Consider the following 17,809-nt stretch of genomic DNA (forward strand, 5'->3'; position numbering starts at 1 on the left):
TATTACTTTAAGTACGTAACATGAAAACAATTTTGCGTTAGAATCTGGTTTTTTATACTTTACTAACTTTATTCCTTTTTAATGGTAGATAAACATATCTGTAAATTTTTGCAGTAACATTGACTAGGAATTAAAATAGTTCTTCGACTTCTCTTTTTCAGTTTGTTTTACAAGCTTCATTCTCCATGTATAAGGTCTTCCCTCAAATAAGAGGCTGCCCTTTCCGGAGAAACCGTATTGATATAACTTCCTGTATTGAGTTCAAAACCCGCATTAATAGAGATCCTGGGGAGCAAACGAAGGTTCAGGTGATATTCAGGAGATTCGGAAAGCTGGTAAAACATATAATTAAAGGGTGGGTTTCCGAGAACTCGTCCATAACTTTTGAGAATGGCTTTCAAGATATCCCCCAGAGCAAAAAGAAGTTTGTCACTGCAATCGCCAAGAAAGCTGACATGCTTTCTAGGTAGGAGCCACACTTCAAAAGGCCCGGTTGAATAATAAGGAGTAAAGGCTATCCATTCGCTGTTCTTAGATATTAAACGAGGAGACGCTTCTTCCAGGTCAAATATGGTACAGTAAGGGCATTCTTCTATTTTCCTGATGGCCTTCAATTCCCTTTCTAGAGGAGGAGGACAAAACGGCAAGGCGAGAAGTTGACTGTGAAGGTGGTTAATTGAAGCCCCTGCTTTTTTCCCGGAATTTTTAAACAGGGAAATGTAGCGTATATTTTCACGGGTCGCATAACTGCATGTGCGGTCTCTATAGACCTGCATGAGTGCTGAAATTTCAGAATTGGAAAAGTCCTCAAGCCTTCTCCCATGCAAAGGCGACTCTACGATAACTTCGTGAAATCCATACCCTGGTTCAGCCTGCAGCCCGTTTTCTTTCTGCTCTTGGGACCCGAGCACAGGTGAAAGGGCAGGATAAAGATTGGGAAAACAGCGGAAATCCCAGTTGCGTACCCTTTTTTCAGGGGTATCTGAGTAGGTTTTCCCGTTTTTATAGACAGCAGTAGCAAGAGGAGTATTTTCCTCGGCTCCTCCGCAAAAAAGGCAATTATGAGAGTCGTTTTTCCCACGATCATCAGCCGCAACTGCGAAATCCGAAGGCCTTTCAGCTCTTTCTTCAGCAATTATACAGTACTCGGAAAGAAAGTAATGCTTTCTGATTTCTGACATTTCAGAAAAACCTCATTATATTTCTTTTCGCTTTTTCCGGACATTTTAATTTCTTTTGATATTTTAACATCTTTTGATATTTTAACATCTTTTGATGTTTTAACTTCTTTTATCATCTGTCAGTCGAATTTTCCTGTTTACAAAACCGAGCTCCGCTTATCAGTTCGTAATATTGTTCGGTAGGAGCTTTCCAATCCATATCTTTTGCAAGGAGGAAGGCTTCCCTGCAGAGGAGTTTATACTTTACCCTATCTTCTATGAAATTCCGTGTAAAATAACTGACTGCCAGGGCGTAGTCAAGAACTGTTTCGTAGTAAGAGAGGTCGATATTGTCTACTACTATTACTCCTCCAAGAGCTTCTTTAAGGGATTCAATTGTCTTTATGGCGTCACTGAAGCCGCATACCCGGCTGACCACACTTGGGGTTCCTTCTTTTCCGGCTTCAAGTCCTGTGAGCAGGAAGGGGTCATAACGAGAGGGAAAAATTCCTGCACAGCAGCCTGCCATAAATTCCCCAACTTCCATCCCCAACCCTCCGTCCGAGCTTGAAAGAATCTGTGGATATAAAAGTGCTGCAACAGAACGTTTTCCGCGTACCATTTTTGGAAAATCAAGCCCTCTTTCCTCAATCATCTGCTGGATTCTCAGTTCATTTCCTACAAGCACTTCTTTTGGCAGGTTAACAGGAAATCCTGATGGAAGGTTTGTTTTTGGTCCTTCCGCTGTAATAAGGAAACAGATTACTCTGATTTCCTCCTGCATATGCCCTTCGAGAATGTTGTTTTTTATTATGTGCTCAAGCGCAACAAGGGAATCGAGAAGATCCGGATATCCTTTATTTTCCACCTCCAGGCGAGATATTGTGAAAATCGGAATTATCTTTTCGGGTTCTATTCTTTCCCCTCCGTGGTACTTATACAGGTTTTCGGAAAGAAATTTTCTTATTCGTTCAAGGGAGCTTTCTTTAAGGTCCCAGTTTATTTTATCGGATTCTATGGCTATTCCGTTTCGGATTACAATCCCGTTAATCCCGTAAAAGAGCCTGGCTTCCTGTCGGGTAGATTCTCCTACTGAGGTAATCGTATCTGCGTATGAAGCCAGAGCTTCAAGAGCAGCCAGGTTTTCAGGCACGCCTGGAGGCCATGTACTATCATTATTTCTTCTTTTCCGGATAGCGTCGTATCCTGCAGTTCTTCCAGGCAGAGTTGCATGCAGGGTTGCGACAGTATTTACCGGAATTCCAAGTTTCTTAAGCCTGGATGGAGCATAAAACACTCCAAATTCATGACAGTGCAAAGAGACGCCTGGACAGGGAATAAAATCCTGAGTTGAAGTTAGGTCGGATGTTCTAAAATTTTCCGAGTCTGAGCTTATAAGGAGCCGAACAAGTTCGGAAACTGCATAGGAGAGGCAGAGATAATGGGTATATTCAGGCCCATTTGGCATATTTTCATATCTCAGGGAATCAAGCCCAAAGTGTTCATATGCTTCAGCTTTGACCCTGCTCTCAAGGTTCATCTCCTTTCCCTGATACATGGAAAGTATTTTTCCAAAATCAGAGGTTTGAAACTGCAAATAACCTATTTTCGTGCTCCCTACAGACTTGCTTCCTGTAAAAACTTTGATACCTGAGTTTTCAAAGGATTCAAGGGTTTTTCGAAGTTCTTTACCAGGATTAAGGGGTTTAAATTCCCCCATATCCGTAATTCGGTTTAGTCCCCTATTCCAATCTGCGCCCCTGTGAGCATAATAAGGACCTGCAACGAGTATCTCTTTATCTTCTTTTGTATCCAATTGCCCCGAACCAAATAGAGCAGCTAGAGTTTGTGCTTCTTCATGAATAACATTCCAAATTCCACCCATTTTATTTGATTTAGGGCCTGCTTCCTCTCCGGCAATTATGACAAAATGTTTTACCAATTATAATCCCCCAGAGCCTTTCCCCACGCAGTTGTAATTTACGTTTAAATTCACGTATGAGTATTAAAGTGTATCAATCGGAAAATAAAACTGTAAGGATGTAAGATAGATAAAAGATAGATAAAAGATAGATAAAAGATAGATAAAAGATAGATAAAAGATAGATAAAAGATAGATAAAAGATAGATAAAAGATAGATAAAAGATAGATAAAAGATAGATAAAAGAAAGATTGAAGTTAACTGCAATCTGTTGGAATAACTGAAGATAGATAGAGATTAAAGAGAAAAAGAAAAACATAGAAACCACGGATATGATGGGGACACTGATAAAAAGAAGAACTCAGTATCAGTGTATTCTGTATCAGTGTGTCCTGACACTACACAGGATTGTTGATAAGTCTGAACTGTTGATAAGCTTATAATGATAATAAGCTTAAATTGTTGATAAGTTTAAACCGTTGATAAGCTTGTGTTATTTTCGTTTTGTCAGCTTTTTTGTTTTATCCCGTGACTGTTCCTCAGATCAGGGCCTGGTAGTAACCGTTTTTCTTCACGACTTCAATAGGGAGGGAAAACAGTTCCGAGAGGTTTGCGTCGGTCAGGATTTCCTGCTTTTTTCCGTCCATGAAGATTTTTCCGTTTCTTATAAGGATCACACGGTTAATTTCGGGAATGATATCTTCAAGGGTGTGAGTAACGAGAATGATACTCTTTCCTGAGCCGGCAATTTTCCGAACAATTTCGCGGAAGCTGTGAAGGGCTTTAAGGTCAAGGCTGTTTGCAGGCTCATCTAAAATAAGAGCCTCGGGGTCATGTACAAGAGCTCTACCTATAAGTACCCTCCTGGCTTCTCCGGAAGAAAGTTCGGATATCAGCCTGTCTGTAAGGTGGGAGATCTCAAGAAATTCAAGCACTTCTCTCGCTCTGGTTTCCATTTCAGGGGTAACTTTATGGTTATAGTAAATTCCTATGCTGCTGAAAAAACCTGAAAGTACGACATCCAGCACACTAACCTGACGGTAGTAGGTCTGCTGAAGGTCACCTGAGACTATCCCGAGCAATTTCCTGAGCTCAAAGACATTCCAGGTCCCTTTTCCCATGATATTCATAACAAGTCCATCCACTGCTGCAATGGGGTGATACTCTTTTGTAAATGTCTTGATTAAGGAAGATTTCCCAGAACCGTTAGGCCCGATAATTGCAACATGTTCTCCCTGCCCAATTGACAGGGACACCGAGTCAAGGATCTTTCTACCGCCCCGGACAACGGTTACGTTTTTCAGTTCCAGCAAGGAAGGAGAATCAGTCTTCCCTGGAAAATCCATGTTTTGAGTCATTTTTACCATCTATCTGAAAATTTGGATAAAATTTGGTGAATACTATGAATATGAGTAATGTGAATAAGAATAATGCGAATATGAATGCTGTGAATATGAATAATACGAATACGAATACTTTGAATATGAATATTGTAAATAAGATTACTTTGAATACGAAAGTAGAGAATTAAAACTTCACTCAATTTTTTTAGAGCAGACTAATATATACTTTGTGATATAATTGTTTACAGTTTACAATCTACATTTTCAAAATATAATAGCAGGAAATAATAAACTTGAATAATTTATGATATAACCATCCAATCACTGTAGCAAGTTCTCTGACATACTTAGGTCCATTTAATGTGTTTTCGTGCCCTGAATTGTCTAAAGATTCTTAGCAGGAATTTTCTAAAAATTATTAATCTCTATTTTAGGTTCTTGTCTTTGTTTCTTACGTGTATATAATCTTATAATATAGTTTTGCCTCTACCGAAAAACTTGGGAGTTCGGGAGGGTTCTTTGTTGGAAGTCTGCAATTCTCGGGGTTCATTCAGTTCTTACCTCTACGAAATACGTTTCATCATTCTTTTCTATGTAATCGGAGATTGGGTCTCTACTGTTTGTGCCTTACCTCAGGGTATGGAGTACAATCCGATTCCTGCAATGATTCTAGAAAATTACGGTATATATTACCTTTTACTCGTAAAAATAGGTTTTATTTTCCTACTTTTTTATGCAGCCCCTTTAATAAAAGCATCAGGGAAAAAATGGGCTTTCATGAAACATACAATAGAATCCGTTGGAGTCTTTGTAACCGCAAATAATCTTATGGTCGTCTATTATGGGAATAGCCTTATACAGGCCCTAGGGATTGTCTGATTCAATCAGGCCTGTGCAGCCTGCCTGTTTCAGTTCCTTATCTGTTTTTTTGTTTCTTATCTGTTTTTTTGTTTCTTATCTGTTTTTTTGTTTCTTATCTATTTTTTGATTCTTATCTGTTTTTTCAGTCTTTTATATGCTTTTTCTGCCCCTTATGTGCTTTTTAAGCTTTTTATCTGTTTTTTCAGGCCCTCATTGTAGGTTTAGAGGCTAACTGAGTTTTAATTTTATATTATTCCGAACTATTTGCTTTTTCCGGGCAACCTTCCAGAAACATCCGATTTATTTTATTTCAGGCTGCGTTATTTATCCATTACCTGGTTTTTGCGTAAAGAAAGCAGTCATAATAATCTTCCCCTATGCGATGAACTTTATTCATTACGCCTTCTTTTTTATACCCGCATTTCTGGGCTACACGCTCACTTGCAAGGTTCCGGGTATCCATAAGGATGACAATTCTCTGTAAATCCAGTTGTTCAAACCCTATTTTTTCAAGCTGTCTTACAGCCTCGGTTGCAATCCCCATTCCCTGATAATCCCTGTCAATGAAATACCCGATTTCTCCTATCCAGGGCCTATGCTGGTCGATCTTTATTCCGCAGGCCCCTACAAGTCTTCCGTAATAGAGAATGGAAAAGTTGTACTCAAAATTAGCCTTCCTTTTAGTTTCATTTAGCCCCAGAAAATATCTTTCTTCGTCAAGCGTTTTTATAGGAAACTCAATGAACTCGAGATTTGTATGCGTAATTATGTCAAAAAAGCATTTGGCATCAAAGAGTTCCTGAGGGCGAATTTTTACTCTGGGCATAAATAGAAATTGAACTTCCCTATGAAAAATGTTTTCAGGCTCTGTTTTATTTATTTCCACTTTTAATTATTAGGGGAATTTTAAAAGTAAAAACGTAGTGGAATATGAGTTAATATGGATTAATATGGATTAATGTGAGTTAACACGAATTAGTATGAATCAGTATGAATCAGTATGAATCAGTATGAATCAGTATGAATTGGTATGAATTGGTATGAACTTGTATGAATCTGGATGAATCTGGATGAATCTGGATGAATCAGTATGAATCTGGATGAATTAGCATGAATTAGCATGAATCAGTATGAATCTGGATGAATCTGGATGAATCTGGATGAATCTGGATGAATTAGCATGAATTAGCATGAATTAGCATGAATCAGTATGAATATAATGCAAATATATATAAATAAGATATAAATACGCCTCCTATTAAATAGACAACTGTGGAACCCAATATTATATCCAGAATTAGAGAAGAGTTAGCCCTTAACGCAGATGAGAAAACAAAAAACAGTTCGTCTCGGTTTTTTAAAGAAGAAGTCTACTGCTACGGAGTAAAGACTGCAATTGTGGGGAAAATTGCAAAAAATTATTTTAATGAAATGAAGTCCGAAGGCAAAAAAGAAATCTTTGACCTTTGCGAGGAACTCTTTAGGTCCGATTATTGCGAGGAAGCCTTTATTGCAGCCGATTGGGCCTACATGGTCAGAAATGATTACTCTGAGGATGATTTCTTTACCTTTGAACGCTGGGTTGAAAATTACGTTAACAACTGGGCGAAATGTGACAGCCTATGCAACCATGCAGTAGGCTCTTTTATAGAGAAATTTCCGACACATGTGGAAAAACTCAAGCTCTGGGCCCTGTCGGACAACATGTGGCTAAGGCGAGCGGCTGCAGTAACCCTGGTCCTGCCTGCCAGAAAAGGGAATTTCCTTAAAGATGTTTTTGAAATTTCTGATATTCTGCTCAAGGATAAAGAAGACCTGGTCCAGAAAGGCTACGGCTGGATGCTCAAAGAAGCCAGTAAACCACACATGCAGGAAGTCTTCGAATACGTGATGAATAATAAAAAAGAGATGCCCAGAACCGCACTCAGATACGCAATTGAGAAAATGCCACCGGATTTGAAAGCCAGAGCTATGGAAAAAGACTGGAAAAAATAAAGTTAGATGTAACAACTATTAGAGATTATAGACGAAAAGTTAGAAGTTAAAGACGAAAAATTAGAGATTGTAGATGAAATTAGAGATTGTAGATGAATTAGAGATTGTAGATGAAATTGCAGGCTGTAAATGAAAAATACAGATTGCAGATGAAAGTTATAGATTTTAGACTAAAATTAGACCATAGACGGAGAATTAGAGGTAAAAGGGAGTAAGGAGCCTTTCAGACACAATACCCCCATATTGCATCTTTGTCCCTTACTCCCCTAGTGTTCCCCTCTCGTTCCTGTATCTTTGCCTGCAACTTAATTCTGCAGGAGCTCATTCACACAATTTTGGTCTACGTTACAGTTAAAAGGATCTCTTCACAAGTATTTTGTTCTATTTACCCAGCTATGTTACGAATGTAACACTTCGAGAAATTTTAATAATAACGTTTTTCCCATCTTGATTTTCTAAAAATTTTGTTAATTATGTAAGTTTTTTTGTTGATTTGGATTTCATTTTTTGAGAAAAAATGTGAACAATTAAGAGAGAAATAAGATAACAGGCTGCTGAAAGTTTTATCTGGCCAAAAAAGGTATTTGCTGATTGATCTGACCAAGACGATTTTTACACCTGGTTTTTAAAATCAAATCGATGCTATTCTTCCCGCGTCCGTTATAGTGTATCCATTTTCTCCATCGGCTATATCCCATTGATTTGAGTTCCCGAAGGTGGTTGTAAGTCATTCCTTTAGAAATTCCGGCAGTCGCCGCAATTTTGGGAACCGAAGAAACTCCTTTCTGGATCTCTTCAAGTATCAGTTTCTTGTTTTCTAGTGCGTCGATTTTCAAATAAATACATAACGAGAAAATAATTACAGCTTATGAAGCAAATATTATTTTAAAGTCATATGGAGTTCTATAACACGCAAAATGGAGCAAATCGCAAAGTGATTCGATCTGAGTATTACAATCATAGAAAACATGGAACGCACAGAAAAACCACGTTATTGCTACTTATTATTCTATGTCTTCCGTGCTTTCCGTAGTTTTCAAAAAGTTCATTTCTAACATACTTTGGAATCAATGAACTGTAAACATGAGTACGTGATATACGACAATTTATTGACATGATATAGTTTGACAAATAAACCTATGAATATAAATAGATTGGATAATTATAACAGAGTAAACTCAGATCCATTATAATAAGGGTTGAAATATGTAAGAAATATGTGTAGTGAGCACCATCCATACATTAATGCTCAAAATCCATTAAAACAAGGATAGTTTTTTCATACGATATTTAAACAATATTTATTAGTGTACACAAATAAATGCATATCTTAATTAATATATTTCTTTGGATAGGTATTTATATAAGCGTTTCTAATTTAATTTTGCATGATTGTCTTTTGTTTAATGTAGGAAATATGTGTAATAGAAGGTGAATTATATAATAAAAGACCCTTTATCATTCATAGTTGAAAATCTTGCAAATAATGAGAATCATAAAAATATATTCCGTTTCAAGGTAACGTCTATCAAAGAAAATCTTGAATTAGAGGAGACTGAACATCAAGAATATTTAAAGGATAGAATCGTAATGTCTCTTTATAAGAGAAGATTATCTAATTATCAAGATATTACCCCAAAGATGAAAGTTACAGAAATAAAAAAAACTGTAACATTTATAGATTTAGTTGTAAATAGACAAATATATATCTTCCTTAACACTCTTTTTTATATAGTTATTTACATGGTTATTCACTATTTAATGTAAAAAGTATGTGCAAATGATGTGAATAATATGATCGAAGCGATGAAAGAAATTGGTGAGTATGCGCTCGAAAAAGAAAACAAGGATTTAAATGATTTTGTATCAATTTTAGTTGAAAACCCAGCAAGCAATGAGACGTATAAGCATGTGCTCTGTATTAAGATAACTTATAGTGATGGAAATTTTGAGTTTAAAGAAATCGAGCATCAGGAGTACTCAAAAGAAAAAATTGTAAAATACCTATATAAGAGAGGGTCCTCTAATGGCCCAGACATTACTCCTACTGCGCGAGTCACAGAAATCAAAAAAACATTCTCTAACAAGATTATAAGCTGGTTCTCAAAGCCTTTGAAAGAAGCAAAGCCTATATTAGACAGTGAAGAAGTCCAATTTTTAGAGCTTCTTGGAGATTGTATAAAGAAGAATGAAAAGAAAATACTCTTAGAGCTTGAACCTAAAATTAATTCCATCGATGCAAAGGAAAATTCAATATTAACCTTAATTCTGGAAGAAAATGACTTCATTAGATATGTAGGAGATTTTGAAGCATTTCGTAAAATCCTTAAAAACAATGGGGCTTCTAAGTTTTACAGTAAATATAGTATTATTTCTAAAGCCGATGATAAACTATGTTCTGTTTGCAAAACACATAAAGAGGTTTATGGTTTTGTTACGCCTTATGAATTCTATACCGTAGATAAAAGAGGATTTGTTAGTGGAGGATTTGACCAAAGCAAGGCATGGAAAAATAATCCCGTTTGTCTTGAATGTGCCTTGAAAATTACAGCGGGAAAAGAATATATCGAAAAGTATATGTCTTTTGGTTTTTATGGATTCAATTTCCTCCTTATTCCTAAGCTGCTTAATAATAGTACTAGCGAGAACCTTTTTGATATTTTTGAGAAATTCAATGAGAAAAAATTTGCATTTAATAAAGAATATAAAAATTTCTTACAGGATAATGAAAGCGATATCCTTGAAATTCTAAGTGAAGAGGATGATTATCTCAATTTCAATTTTCAATTTTATGAAAAATCCAATTCAGCATATCGAATTCTTTTGTATATAGAAGATGTTCTTCCTTCAAGGTTAAGAGAACTTTTCAGATCTAAAGAAATTGTTGACAAAAGGAAAATATTTAGAAATTATTATTTTAGTGATACTGAAGAGAAATCCATCCAATTCACATTAGGTAACGTAAGATGGTTCTTCCCGAATACTTTAGATGACCCCGATTTAGATAAGTATTTTTTAGAAATTACAAACGGGATGTTTACAGGAGCATCAATTGATTATAATTTTTTGTTAAAGTATATTATGCGGCGTATTAGGAAAGATTTCAGGAGCGAAAACCCAACAAAATATTCTCTATATCTGGGATTCCAAATGTTAGATTTTTTAAGTAACTTATGTTTGCTTGGAAATTATACAGGAGGTAAGTGTGTGAACTCTACGGATTTATCGAGTTTATTAAGTGACACGACGTTAAAGGAAAACGATGGCTATGAGGAGCGAACAAACATTATCTTTTCGGAATTTGAACATTTTTTCAATACTGATGCAAAGAAGGCTATTTTTTTAGAAGGTACACTTGCCCAGTATTTACTAAATATTCAGAAATTTCAGCGTGGAAGCACTCCTTTCAGAACTAAACTTCGAGGTCTGAGTTTTGACGAGCGTTATACGAAGAGAATCTTCCCTGAAATTATAAATAAACTTGAAGAGTATGATGCTAATTATTATAAAGAACTTGAGTACCTGATCGCAAAATACATGATTCAATCTGGGACTGGTTGGAAAATGTCAAACGATGAAATCAGTTTTTATTTTGTTTTAGGTATGAATCTGTCAAACCTTTTAAAGCCACCTAAACCTGAAAAAGGAGACAAAAAATGACTGAAGTAAACAGAAGATCTGAAATTGTATTTTTGTATGATATTAAAGATGGAAATCCAAACGGAGATCCACTTGATGAAAACAAGCCACGTATTGACGAAGAGACCGGAATAAACCTTGTAACAGATGTCAGATTTAAGAGAACAATTCGTGATCATCTCTACAAATTTAAAGGGAAAGAAATTTTTGTTAGAGAAATTTCGGATGAAAACGGTTCTATTCAAGACGCAAAAATGAGGGCAAGAGATTTTTTGACAATTGACGAACCTCTTGATTCATTCGAAACTGGTAAAAGAGCCATTAATGAAAAACTCCTGGATGATTGTATTGACGTTCGTTTATTTGGAGGGACTGTTCCACTTGAACTTAAAGTCAAAAAGGGAAATAAAACTGAAACTAAAACTGAAACCGGATCAATAACTCACACTGGACCTGTACAGTTTAAGATTGGTAGATCAATGCACAAGGTATTCACAAAACATTTCCGTGGAACAGGAGCTTTTGCTTCTAAGGAAGGAGCTACTCAAAAAACATTCCGTGAAGAGGATTTCTTACCTTATTCTTTGATAAATTTTTACGGAATTATTAATGAAAATGCGGCTAAGGACACGAAACTTTCGGAGAAAGATATAGATCTGCTTCTTGATGGAATGTGGAATGGAACTAAGAACCTTATTTCCAGGTCAAAAGTCGGGCAGATTCCCCGCCTCCTGCTCAAAGTAAACTACAAAGAGGGAAATTATCATATTGGGGATCTGAACAACCTTTTCAGTCTTAAGTCTGAATTGATAGATGAAGAGATTCGGGATATCTCACAAGTAAGGATTGAAATCCAGAGACTGATTGATGTATTGGGTAAAAATAAAGATAAAATTGAAAATGCCCAGATTTGCTCGGACGGGTCGATTACGTTTACATATGGTGGAGAAGAGATTGATCTCGAAAAAAGCCTTATGGAAGCCGGGATCAATACTGAAACATTATCAATGTGAGCTAAGAACATGAAAGTATTAGTGTTCGATGTATGGGGAGAATTCGGTCATTTCCGAAAACACTATACTACAACTTCTCCCCTTACATATTCTATTCCTCCTAGAACGGCTATTGCGGGAATGATTGGTGCTATAGAAGGGTTTGGCAAAGATGAGTATCTGCAGTATTTTTCTAAAGAAAAAGCAAATATTACGGTAAAAATAAGTTCTCCTATCAAAAAGACCAGAATTGCAGAAAATTTAATCGACACCAAAATTGCTCCTTTAATGAGCAGAATAAAGACCAGAACCCAGATAAGATTCGAAGTGTTGAAAGATGTAAAATATAGGGTTTATATTTCTCATTCCTCTGAAGAAGTATATAACAAACTTTACTCTATGTTAAAAGAACACAAATCAGTGTATACTCTGTGCCTCGGTCTGAGTGAACATATTGCCAATTATGAATTCATAGGAGAAATGGAAGCTGTCAGTGAACTTTCAGATTCTGAAAGGGAAATCCATTCTGTAATTCCTGAAAAAGAGCTAATAAAAATCAGTTTTGAAGAAGGAAAAGAGTATTTTTCGGAGACTATTCCAATAGAAATGCTTCCAAATAGAGAAGTTATAGAATATGGCAAAGTCTTGTTCGAAAGAAATGCAAAATGCATCCTTGCAAGTGTAAATAGTCTCTGGAGACTTGAGAATGGTGAAGGAATTATCTTCATGTGATTTCCATCTTTATTCCCATCCCGAAAAAATATTATTTAAACACTTATCCAATGTAGGGAACAAATCTATCTCGACCAGTAAAGAGAAAAGTTTATCATTGGAAAAGTTTGGGATTGATGAAAATACTTTTTCTAAAATAACATTTCTTATAGGAGTTTGCCACGATTTTGGGAAAGGCACGAAGTATTTTCAGAGATATCTCTTTGAGACTAATCCTTCTATACAGAGGAGCTTAAGAAATAAAAGAGAATATCATCATGGCCTGATCTCAGCTATCTTTACCTATTACATATTAGAAAAATATGTAGGTTCACTTAAGGATAAAAATATTCTGGAATATATTCCTACCATAGGATATCTCATTGTAAAAAAGCATCATGGAAACTTAAAAAATGCTGAGGATGAAATACGAGAACTAATAGATGAAGACACTCTCGAAATTATTGATCTTCAAATAAAGTCATTAGATACAAGTGAATTAAAAGCAGTATATGAAAAGCTACTCGATGAGTATGGTATTCCTTTTGACATAGATACTTTTTGCAACGAGTACCGTTCCATCGCTAAAGAAATTTTAAAAAGTAAAAGAAAATTCATAAAATTGCTTAAAGAGGAGCAATTTACAGGCTATTATTTAATTACATTAACTCTTTACTCAATTCTTATCAACTCTGATAAGATAGATGCGTCTTCTATTGATGTTTCCAGTGAAATAGAAATTTCACCTGAACTTGTGGATAAATACAAGGTAGAAAAAGGTTTCCAAAATAATGAAAGTACAATGAATAAAGTGCGTAACGAGATTTATAAGGAAGTTACAGAAAATATTGAGAATCTTGATCTTGATAAAAAAATATATTCAATAAGTGTCCCTACAGGTTCAGGAAAAACTCTCACATCACTTTCTTTTGCATTAAAATTGAAAGCAAGATTAAGAGAGGAAAAAAGAATCAAGGCGAAAATAATTTATTCTTTACCTTTTTTGAGTATTATAGACCAGAATTATGACGTTTTTGAAGACGTTTTTAAAACAGTTGAGACCACAAATCTTTCTGAAGATGTACTACTTAAACATCATCACCTAGCAGATATATTTTATAGAACTCAAGATGATGAAGAATTTGAAGGACTTAAAAGCTTATTTTTAATCGAGGGGTGGAACTCTGAGATAATCGTTACTACATTTGTCCAGTTTTTCCACACAATCGTGTCTAATAAAAATCGCTCACTCAGGAAATTTCATACAATTGCAAATTCGATTGTAATACTTGATGAGGTCCAGTCAATTCCTCATAAGTACTGGTTACTGTTAAAACAAGTCATTTCGGGTTTTGCAGAATATTTTAATACATACTTCATTTTTGTAACAGCAACTCAACCTCTCATTTTTGATCCTGAAAAAGGAGAAATCGTTGAGCTGGTAAAAAATAAAGATACTTATTTTAGGGAATTTGATCGAGTTAAGCTGAAAATAACTCTGAATCCAATGAATTTGGATGAATTTAAGGGAATAATTGATTCAGAAGTCAAAGAGAAGATAGATAAGAATTTTTTATTTGTATTTAACACTATAAAATCTTCTTTGGAGATATTCAACCATTTAAAAAGTTTAAAATTAGAAAATAGTGATTATTATTATCTTTCGACTAATATTATTCCAAAAGAAAGGCTTAAGAAAATTAAGGAAATTAAAGAAAAGTCGGAGAAAAGAAAAATTATTGTTAGCACTCAGCTTATAGAAGCTGGAGTAGATATCGATGTAGATATTGTTTATAGGGATTTTGCTACAATTGATTCAATAAATCAGGTTTCAGGGCGATGTAACAGGAATTCTTCAAAAAGTTATCGAGGACAAGTAAATATTGTGGTTTTGAAAGATGAAAGGAAAGAGTTTCATCGATATATATATTCGAGTTTTCTCATCGACAAAACAAAAGAAGTATTGAAGGAATTTCCCTCAGAAATTTATGAAAAAGATCTTCTCTTTTTAAATAATAATTATTTCAGGAAAGTTAAAGATACTTCAAGTGAAGATGAGTCCAAAGAGCTACTCTCATACATAAATGAGCTTAAATTCAAAACTCTTACATCTGATTTCAGGTTAATAGATGACAAAACCGGATACGAAAAAATAGATGTGTTTGTAGAAAATGATACAGAAGCGGCTGAAATATGGAAAGAGTACACTGTAATGAAATCTCTTAAAAATCCACTGGATAGAAAAGAGAAATTCCTGTCCATCAGGAGAAAATTCAATGAATACATCATCTCGGTGCCTAAAAAAGACTTTCCCTGTGAAGAACTAGAGGATCTTAACATAGGATATATTCCTTTAGAACAAATAAAGCATTATTATGATCCTGAAACCGGTTTTGTTTTTGAATTAAAGTCCACAATGATGTGTGATTGACATGAAAGTCAAAACGCTAACTTTAACACTTGTTCCTGACCGAAAAGTAGGAACAAACGCCTCAAAACTTCGGGGTTTTTTCGCAACCCGATTTAATGAATATACGCTTTTGCATCAACATAACTGTGATAAAGTAATCTATACGTATCCTTTAGTCCAATATAAAATTTTGAAAGGCATTCCTCTAGTTTTCGGGGTAAATGAGGGTGTAAAAGTTCTGCAGGAAATTTTCAATAAATATGAAAAAATAGAGCTAGGTGAATCCACATATGAAATCCTGGAAAAGAAAATATCCCTTAAAGAGCAGGATTTCGGTATTTCAGACAAATTCCATACATACAGCTTCGAAACTCCCTGGTTTGCCCTAAACCAAGAAAATTTTACTGACAAATACAAGAGGATGGACTCTACCACACAAAAAGAACTCCTTCGAAAAACTCTTGTTGGAAACATTCTTTCAATGTCCAAGTCTCTTGGTTATACTGTTCCTGAAAAAATCAAATGCGAGATAAATTTGTATCCAGGTAGCAGTAGAATGAAAGGAGTAAAAATTGCTACTTTTAAAGGAAAATTCATGGTAAATTTCCTCATCCCCGACTATTTCGGTCTTGGAAAATCGGTATCTCGCGGTTTTGGAACGGTGAAAAGATGCAGCTTGTAATCAACACCCACGGTTCATTTCTAAAAAAGCAGAACAACTGTTTCCTTGTAAAAGTTGACGACAAGACCTTTGAAGTTTCTGAAAAGAAAGTTGACAGCATCCTGATTACAACTTCTGCAACTATAACAACCGATGCCATTAAATTTGCTGTGGAAAACAATATCGATATTGTTTTTCTGGACAATTTCGGAGACCCTTACGGCAGAGTCTGGCACTCAAAACTTGGAAGCACAACCTACATAAGAAGAAGGCAACTCGAAATTTCGGAAGAGCCTGAAGGGTTCAGGCTTGCAAAAAGCTGGATTGAACAGAAGATTGACAGCCAGATCTTTTTTTTGAAAGACCTCAAAAAGAACAGGCCTGACCAGAAGGACGAACTTGACGACTACATTTCCGGAATGGAAGACATGAAATCCCAGCTTGAGACTCTTGAAGGAAAACTTGACGAGATGCGGGGAAAAATCATGGGCCTTGAGGGAATGGCTTCTAGACACTATTTTGAGGCTTTGAGTTTTCTTTTGCCTGACAGGTGGAAATTCAACGGCAGAAGCCGGAACCCTGCAAAGGATGAGTTCAACTGCCTTTTGAACTACGGATATGGGGTTTTGTACTCAAAGGTGGAAAAAGCATGCATTATAGCAGGACTTGATCCTTATGTCGGCTTCAATCATACGGATGACTATAACAAAAAGTCATTTGTGTTTGACCTTATTGAGATGTACCGCATCCACATTGACAGAACAGTTTTCAACCTTTTCTCGAAAAAGCAGGTTTCAGACAGCTTTTTTGATGAAATCCCGAATGGGATGACTCTTAACAAAGAAGGTAAAGCTGTCCTCATCCAGGCTGTCAATGAAACTTTTGATAAAGAAATAAGCTACAAGGGAAGAAACATAAAAATTGGAAATACAATCCAGTTTGACTGTCACAGGATTGCAAACAGCCTGATCGGGAAATAAAACTTTCAACGCACTAATAATGGTGTAAGTCTGTGAAAAGGTAACTTAACGATTCGATAAAGTGAAAATTTAATAAAAATAAGAATGAGGGGATTGGTTTTGCTTGTCTGGGTAATATATGACATTACAGATAACAGGACTCGCCAGAAAGTAAGTGACCGCTGTAAAAGCTATGGGCTTTATAGGGTTCAGAAAAGTGTTTTTCTTGGAGACTTAAATACGAATGACAGAGACTCTCTGGGCCTTGAGTGTGAAGAACTGATCGACACCGAACGTGATTCTGTATACATTTTCCCGATGGACGAACAGTCATTTAAGAAAGTCCAGCTGCTTGGTCAGGCTTTTGATAAGGAGCTTGTCAGTGATGAAGTGATTACAAAATTCTTCTGAGTTTTGAGGTAAACATGACTGATTCTGAGTGTACGGTAGGCGAGCAAAGAGTTGAAACAGACTGTGAAGGAAATATAGCTCCTGAAGATGATCCGGAGAATGAAGAAGAGGCATACCTTGAACCCGTTTCTGAAAACGATTCCGGATCAATAATCCGAATTTCAGACGTTCTCGAATACCTTTACTGCTCCCGTTTTATCTACTATATGTATTGTCTTGATATTCCTCAGCATGAAGAGAAAAGGTTTAAAGTTATTAAAGGCCGTGAGGTCCATGAAACAAGGAAACTGACCAACAGGGATTACGTAAGGAAGAAACTTAACTGCATAAGGAAGGAGAGCGACGTCTTCATTGCTTCAAAACAATACCATATAAAAGGAATAGTTGATGAGGTACTTTTTCTTGAAGACGGTACTGCTGCTCCTCTTGAGTACAAATTCGCTGAGTATAAAGACAAGATTTTTAAAACCTATAAGTTTCAACTGGTTTTGCAGGCTCTTTTGATTAGGGAAAATTACAGTATTAAAGTAAACCGTGCTTACATTTGTTTTACCCGCAGTAACAGCCTTGTCAAAGAAATGGAAATTACTACTTCTGATTTCAAAAAGGCTGAGAAAATTATTGAGGAAATAATCGATATTGTTCAAAAAGGCTTATATCCCAAAACTACTAAATCTTCTAGAAAATGCGTAGATTGCTGTTACCGAAATATCTGCGTATGAGAAATTTTTCTTGTATTTATAAA

At 35.7% G+C, this 17,809-nt stretch carries 17 protein-coding genes; 11 read left to right on the forward strand and 6 right to left on the reverse strand.

What is annotated here, in order from left to right:
• Positions 1-176: 176 nt before the first annotated feature.
• From MSBR3_RS15140 to MSBR3_RS15150, 4 genes are all read right to left on the reverse strand, one after another.
• Positions 177-1,181: a galactose-1-phosphate uridylyltransferase gene (locus MSBR3_RS15140; protein WP_048109032.1), complete on the reverse strand. Its 1,005-nt coding sequence runs from the start codon at positions 1,179-1,181 to the stop codon at positions 177-179.
• Positions 1,136-1,297 carry a hypothetical protein gene (locus MSBR3_RS20760; protein ID WP_196296963.1) on the reverse strand — a complete coding sequence of 54 codons (162 nt, stop codon included), beginning with the start codon at positions 1,295-1,297 and terminating at the stop codon, positions 1,136-1,138. The genes MSBR3_RS15140 and MSBR3_RS20760 overlap by 46 nt, the downstream gene beginning before the upstream one ends.
• A complete protein-coding gene (locus MSBR3_RS15145; RefSeq protein ID WP_080942325.1) occupies positions 1,294-3,102 on the reverse strand; it encodes a glycosyltransferase family 4 protein in 1,809 nt (602 codons plus the stop codon). Before MSBR3_RS15145 ends, MSBR3_RS20760 begins: the two co-directional genes overlap by 4 nt.
• A gap of 519 nt (positions 3,103-3,621) precedes the next feature.
• Positions 3,622-4,449: an ABC transporter ATP-binding protein gene (locus MSBR3_RS15150; RefSeq protein WP_080942326.1), complete on the reverse strand. Its 828-nt coding sequence runs from the start codon at positions 4,447-4,449 to the stop codon at positions 3,622-3,624.
• Positions 4,450-4,947: 498 nt separating this feature from the next.
• On the opposite strand from MSBR3_RS15150, the gene MSBR3_RS15155 reads away from it, so the two are divergent.
• Positions 4,948-5,304 (forward strand): hypothetical protein, encoded by a 357-nt coding sequence (locus MSBR3_RS15155; protein ID WP_048109033.1) that lies wholly within the window; start codon positions 4,948-4,950, stop codon positions 5,302-5,304.
• Between the two features lie 313 nt (positions 5,305-5,617).
• Here the strand turns inward: MSBR3_RS15155 and MSBR3_RS15160 are convergent, their stop codons facing one another.
• Entirely contained in the window at positions 5,618-6,112 is a 495-nt protein-coding gene (locus tag MSBR3_RS15160; RefSeq protein ID WP_048109034.1) for a GNAT family N-acetyltransferase, read from the reverse strand.
• A gap of 446 nt (positions 6,113-6,558) precedes the next feature.
• Here MSBR3_RS15160 and MSBR3_RS15165 point away from each other — a divergent pair, with 446 nt between their 5' ends.
• Positions 6,559-7,281: a DNA alkylation repair protein gene (locus tag MSBR3_RS15165; protein ID WP_048109035.1), complete on the forward strand. Its 723-nt coding sequence runs from the start codon at positions 6,559-6,561 to the stop codon at positions 7,279-7,281.
• 563 nt (positions 7,282-7,844) lie between these two features.
• On the opposite strand, the gene MSBR3_RS15170 is transcribed toward MSBR3_RS15165, so the two are convergent.
• The gene (locus MSBR3_RS15170; protein ID WP_048109036.1) at positions 7,845-8,117 is read right to left on the reverse strand and encodes a helix-turn-helix domain-containing protein; all 273 of its coding nucleotides are present in this window, start codon (positions 8,115-8,117) and stop codon (positions 7,845-7,847) included.
• A gap of 595 nt (positions 8,118-8,712) precedes the next feature.
• Between MSBR3_RS15170 and MSBR3_RS15175 the strand changes: the two genes are divergently transcribed.
• From MSBR3_RS15175 to cas4, 9 genes are all read left to right on the forward strand, one after another.
• Positions 8,713-9,048 carry a hypothetical protein gene (locus tag MSBR3_RS15175; RefSeq protein WP_048109037.1) on the forward strand — a complete coding sequence of 112 codons (336 nt, stop codon included), beginning with the start codon at positions 8,713-8,715 and terminating at the stop codon, positions 9,046-9,048.
• Between the two features lie 27 nt (positions 9,049-9,075).
• Positions 9,076-10,941, forward strand: coding sequence for a TIGR02556 family CRISPR-associated protein (locus tag MSBR3_RS15180; protein WP_048109038.1), 1,866 nt, complete (start codon positions 9,076-9,078; stop codon positions 10,939-10,941).
• Entirely contained in the window at positions 10,938-11,933 is a 996-nt protein-coding gene (cas7b, locus tag MSBR3_RS15185; protein ID WP_048109039.1) for a type I-B CRISPR-associated protein Cas7/Csh2, read from the forward strand. The genes MSBR3_RS15180 and cas7b overlap by 4 nt, the downstream gene beginning before the upstream one ends.
• A gap of 9 nt (positions 11,934-11,942) precedes the next feature.
• Positions 11,943-12,644: a type I-B CRISPR-associated protein Cas5b gene (gene cas5b / locus MSBR3_RS15190; protein WP_048109040.1), complete on the forward strand. Its 702-nt coding sequence runs from the start codon at positions 11,943-11,945 to the stop codon at positions 12,642-12,644.
• On the forward strand, positions 12,619-15,054 hold the full coding sequence (locus tag MSBR3_RS15195) for a CRISPR-associated helicase/endonuclease Cas3 (protein WP_048109041.1): 2,436 nt from the start codon (positions 12,619-12,621) through the stop codon (positions 15,052-15,054). The genes cas5b and MSBR3_RS15195 overlap by 26 nt, the downstream gene beginning before the upstream one ends.
• A 1-nt stretch (position 15,055) precedes the next feature.
• A complete protein-coding gene (locus tag MSBR3_RS15200; protein ID WP_048109042.1) occupies positions 15,056-15,715 on the forward strand; it encodes a CRISPR-associated endonuclease Cas6 in 660 nt (219 codons plus the stop codon).
• Entirely contained in the window at positions 15,703-16,674 is a 972-nt protein-coding gene (gene cas1 / locus MSBR3_RS15205) for a CRISPR-associated endonuclease Cas1 (protein ID WP_048109043.1), read from the forward strand. The genes MSBR3_RS15200 and cas1 overlap by 13 nt, the downstream gene beginning before the upstream one ends.
• 99 nt (positions 16,675-16,773) lie before the next feature.
• Positions 16,774-17,064 (forward strand): CRISPR-associated endonuclease Cas2, encoded by a 291-nt coding sequence (cas2, locus tag MSBR3_RS15210; protein WP_048109044.1) that lies wholly within the window; start codon positions 16,774-16,776, stop codon positions 17,062-17,064.
• A gap of 14 nt (positions 17,065-17,078) precedes the next feature.
• The gene (gene cas4 / locus MSBR3_RS15215) at positions 17,079-17,786 is read left to right on the forward strand and encodes a CRISPR-associated protein Cas4 (RefSeq protein WP_080942327.1); all 708 of its coding nucleotides are present in this window, start codon (positions 17,079-17,081) and stop codon (positions 17,784-17,786) included.
• Positions 17,787-17,809 lie beyond the last annotated feature (23 nt).

The sequence above is a fragment of the Methanosarcina barkeri 3 genome (assembly GCF_000970305.1).
Taxonomy (GTDB): domain Archaea; phylum Halobacteriota; class Methanosarcinia; order Methanosarcinales; family Methanosarcinaceae; genus Methanosarcina; species Methanosarcina barkeri_A.

Coding starts and splice junctions, on each gene's coding strand:
- MSBR3_RS15140 (WP_048109032.1), bottom strand. CDS start 1,181: ATGTCAGAAATCAGAAAGCATTACTTTCTTTCCGAGTACTGTATAATT.
- MSBR3_RS20760 (WP_196296963.1), bottom strand. CDS start 1,297: ATGATAAAAGAAGTTAAAACATCAAAAGATGTTAAAATATCAAAAGAT.
- MSBR3_RS15150 (WP_080942326.1), bottom strand. CDS start 4,449: ATGGTAAAAATGACTCAAAACATGGATTTTCCAGGGAAGACTGATTCT.
- MSBR3_RS15160 (WP_048109034.1), bottom strand. CDS start 6,112: ATGCCCAGAGTAAAAATTCGCCCTCAGGAACTCTTTGATGCCAAATGC.
- MSBR3_RS15180 (WP_048109038.1), top strand. CDS start 9,076: ATGATCGAAGCGATGAAAGAAATTGGTGAGTATGCGCTCGAAAAAGAA.
- cas7b (WP_048109039.1), top strand. CDS start 10,938: ATGACTGAAGTAAACAGAAGATCTGAAATTGTATTTTTGTATGATATT.
- cas5b (WP_048109040.1), top strand. CDS start 11,943: ATGAAAGTATTAGTGTTCGATGTATGGGGAGAATTCGGTCATTTCCGA.
- MSBR3_RS15195 (WP_048109041.1), top strand. CDS start 12,619: ATGGTGAAGGAATTATCTTCATGTGATTTCCATCTTTATTCCCATCCC.
- MSBR3_RS15200 (WP_048109042.1), top strand. CDS start 15,056: ATGAAAGTCAAAACGCTAACTTTAACACTTGTTCCTGACCGAAAAGTA.
- cas1 (WP_048109043.1), top strand. CDS start 15,703: ATGCAGCTTGTAATCAACACCCACGGTTCATTTCTAAAAAAGCAGAAC.
- cas4 (WP_080942327.1), top strand. CDS start 17,079: ATGACTGATTCTGAGTGTACGGTAGGCGAGCAAAGAGTTGAAACAGAC.